Source organism: Commensalibacter sp. A3DC, assembly GCF_047307945.1.
GTDB classification, from domain to species: Bacteria; Pseudomonadota; Alphaproteobacteria; order Acetobacterales; family Acetobacteraceae; genus Commensalibacter; species Commensalibacter melissae.
On the sequence record NZ_JAXOQA010000104.1, the window covers coordinates 1 to 3,183 of the forward strand.

1 protein-coding gene is annotated in these 3,183 nt (G+C 44.1%); it reads left to right on the forward strand.

Going from position 1 to position 3,183, the window contains the following annotated elements:
• Nucleotides 1–3,183 (forward strand): hemagglutinin repeat-containing protein (locus U0839_RS08605; protein ID WP_413550483.1); only part of this gene is annotated, 3,183 nt, incomplete at both ends.

A 3,183-nucleotide genomic window follows, 5' to 3' on the forward strand; every position in this document is an offset into this window, starting at 1 on the left:
TAAGAGAAATTATTCTGAAGCAATCAGCAGTAATGTCATTGCCAATGGAAATATTAGCATGGGTGCAACCCATGATATTAACACTGCTGGTTCGGTCATTTTATCAGGAGAAAACACAACTCTTGCTGCAGGTCATGATGTAAATCTTGGAACTGTTACCAATACCGTATCTTCTTATGCCGAACATAAAAGTTCTGGGTTATTGCAAAAGGAAAATCTTAAGGATATTCCTCAACAAAGTGAAGAAATAGGAACTCTTGTTGGGGCAGGAAAAAACATCAGTATTTCTGCAGGTCATGATCTGAATGTAGCTGGTACAGTTACAGGCAAGGAAGACGTTAATCTTGTTGCCGGTAATAATATAGCCACCACCGCACTTAAGGATACGACAAGCAATTATCATCATGAAAGCAAGTCTGGATTGGGGGCAAGTTTCAACGGGGGTATGGCATCAATTGGCTATCACTCAATGAAGCAGACAGATACCAGCAAAACAGTTCATTGGACACCAAGTGAAATCAGTGCTGGTCATGATTTGAATCTTGTATCTGGGGGATCATCAACCTTTACGGGAACTGATTTAAGTGCTGGCAATGATCTTAAAATCAGTGGATCGTCAGTAAATTTCAATACAGTGAACAATACAGTAGAAGAAACGCATAAAAGATCATCGGTATTTGCGGGCTTAAGTGTAGGATTGTCCGGGGATTCGGCGGCTGGCCAAGCGGCTCGTTCAGGACAGTCAGCCTCTGACATGCACGGCAAGGGTAGTGCGGCTGGCAGAACCCTGAATGCGATGCAGAGCGGATATGTAGTTGGCAATGCCCTTGCAACGAATGGAAACAGCACTGGAGGAGGTTTGATCTCTGGAACTGCAGCACTTGGATTTAATGTTGGCAAATCATACAGCGAATATTCACAAAGCAATGTGGTTGGATCCTCAGCTGTTGCCGGTAATGAACTCAATGTTGTGGCTCGTGGGGATAACAGGGCGGATGTTCATAATGGTGATTTAACTGCAACGGCAGCCCATCTTGCCGGTAAGAACGTATCCCTGACTGGCAATGATGTAATATTGCAATCTGGCTGGGACACGACGCATGAATATAGCAAAAGTCACAGTTATGGAGGAGGGGCTGGTATAGAGATAGGTAGTGCAGGATTATCACTTGGTGCCAATGGTCAGGGATCCTCCCAACATGCCCGGGGGAATAGCTTGACATCAGTGAACACCACGGTTACAGCCTCCAATGATGTAAAAATCAATGCTTCTGGCAAAACGACGATCAACGGTGCGACGGTATCTGGCGATCATGTCGGTGTCAATACAGGCAATCTTGATGTTGTAACCCCTCAGGACATCTCTCATTATAAGAGCAACTCGAGCCAGGCCGGAGCCAGCATCAAAATACCACTTGGTGCGGGATCAGCTGCTGGAGGTGTCAGCTATGGCAATCAAAAGATCAGGGATAATTATCAAAGCACAGGCAAACAGCTTTCTGGCATTTACGCTGGCAAAGAAGGGGTGGATATCCATGTTGGGGATACAACGCATCTAAAGGCGGGTGTAATCAGCAGCACGGCAGCCCAGTCCAAAAACCATTTTGATACAGGAAGACTGGTCGCTGAAAGTGAAAACAATCAATCCAGATGGAAAGCGACGGCTACAGGAGGCGGATTAAGCCTTGGAGGTGCAGGACTTGGAGGCAGCTTGGGTCCCCTTGGCTATATTGGCAGCAATATTGCCGCAAATTCTGGTCTGATCAGCGGAACGCAGAGAAAACATGCTGAACAAAGCATCAGTCAGTCAGCCATATCAGATAACATAACGGTACATGCCGGTAGTGTGACCGGCCAGTATGCCACCAGCGTGGATGAGGCAAATGGTCATATAAAGAATCGGTTTGATGCGAACAGGCTTGCCAATGAATTGCAAAACAGCCAGACGGGAATGCAGCTTGTTGGTGAGGTGATGGGACAGGTGTCTGACAGGCTGGACAATAGCGGTGTATGGGGTTTTGACGAGACGAATGCAAAAAATAATATCGGACGTATTCTAATTGAATCCGGAGGAAGTGCCGCCATTGCCGCTGTCACTGGTGGAAACGCAGGAGCGGCCGTTGCAAGTACAGTTGCCGGTAAGGTGGCCGGAAATATTGTTGGCAATAAACTTGGGGAATATCTGGGCTATCATTATGGTGACAATGCTGTAACAGAAACAATAGGCAATTTGTTGACCAACGCAGCCTCTACGGGGGCGGGAGCGGCAGCAGGCGGTGCAGTTGGAGGTGCCACGGAAGCATTAAACGGGGCATCTATTGCATCCTTAATAAATGAATATAATGATACAGCATGGGGAGTTGTCAAAAAAGCTATACAAAAAGGAGGATATGAAAAACTGGTTCATACAATGGAGGAAAAGGAAATTGCCGACCATGCGGCAGATGGGTATGTGCATGGTTTTCCAGAAAAAAGCAGGGGATATTATGATGCAAATGGAAAAATCAATAAGGATGCTTTACCACCTGACGAATATCATGTTCCCACGGATGAGGAGTTGAGAAAGATGGGAATAGATGGTCAGGATGGTTTGAGCAAAATGTTGTATCATCCCAAAAATCCGGAAACTGGAAAATCAACAAATTTAGAATCAGTTATGTATCTGCCTAATGATCCTGATAATCCGTTGACTCCGCCTATGATAATCTTTAAAGGTACAACCAATGTATGGGAAGGAATTGAGGATGTAACCCAAGGGTTGGGATTTGGATCGCCAGAATATAGTGCGGCTCAAAATATAGGCAAAGAATTCAATCAAATATACCAGAATATAGGTGGTAGATCACCAATATTTGCTGGAAATTCGCTTGGCGGAGGATTGGCAAATGCGGCAGGTAAAATAACAGGATTAAATTCGGTAACGACTAATGCGGCAGGATTGAACCATAATACAGTTAACAATTCAATATCTAATATTTCATATAATACCTATGTAAAAGGTGAACCTTTGCATATCTTACAAAACGGAGCAAATGTAATTGTTAATTCTGTAGTAAATGTTGTAACTCCCATTCATGAATTAAATAATGTTTCTAATATATTTGGATATGGGACAATTATAAATACAATTAAAGATATCCCACCACATTCACCGATTAATGATCCTATACATGGAACAACAAC